The following is a 604-nucleotide window of genomic DNA, read 5'->3' on the forward strand; positions in this document are numbered from 1 at the left end:
TTGATCAAATTAAAACAGATGCACATATCAATGCAGTAGGGGCTTATCAAGCGACAATGAAAGAGATCGGTAACGATGTCGTTGCAAATAGTAGCATGGTCGTCGTTGATGATTTGGCCGGTAGCCGTCACGAAGCAGGTGATTTGATTCAAGCACATGATAATTCTGATTGTACCTGGACATGGGATGATCTCAGTGGTGATCTACAAGCGTTGGTAACTGGAGCGCTAAAAAAAGAGGTGACTAAGTCTGCTGGGGTAACACTATTTAAGTCTGTGGGTGCAGCCAGTTTTGATGCAGCAGTTGCTTTATATGTTGCAAAGCAAGCAGAACAAAATAGTCTCGGATCGTCAATTGATTGGTAATACTGTGTTTGTTTTATAGTGGAACGACTATATGACAGCCATTAAAAAAGCCGTTTTCTCGTATAAGAGAAAACGGCTTTTTTGGTATAAAATTGGGCTACATCAATTTAAGTTGTCTCTATCTCGCTTGTCTTTACGATGCTGCTTTCTTTTTGCACTTGTATGATACGTCAGATAACCTCCAACGGCCATTACTGCAAGAAATGCAACGATATATAGAAATATTGATGAACCAATAA

General features: G+C 39.7%; 1 pseudogene. It reads left to right on the forward strand.

The features are described from left to right. Positions 1–365 (forward strand): annotated as a pseudogene (locus ACS8FD_RS22440) (ornithine cyclodeaminase family protein); the annotation flags it as partial. Positions 366–604: the final 239 nt, after the last annotated feature.

It is taken from the genome of Psychrobacter sp. 1U2 (assembly GCF_051847575.1).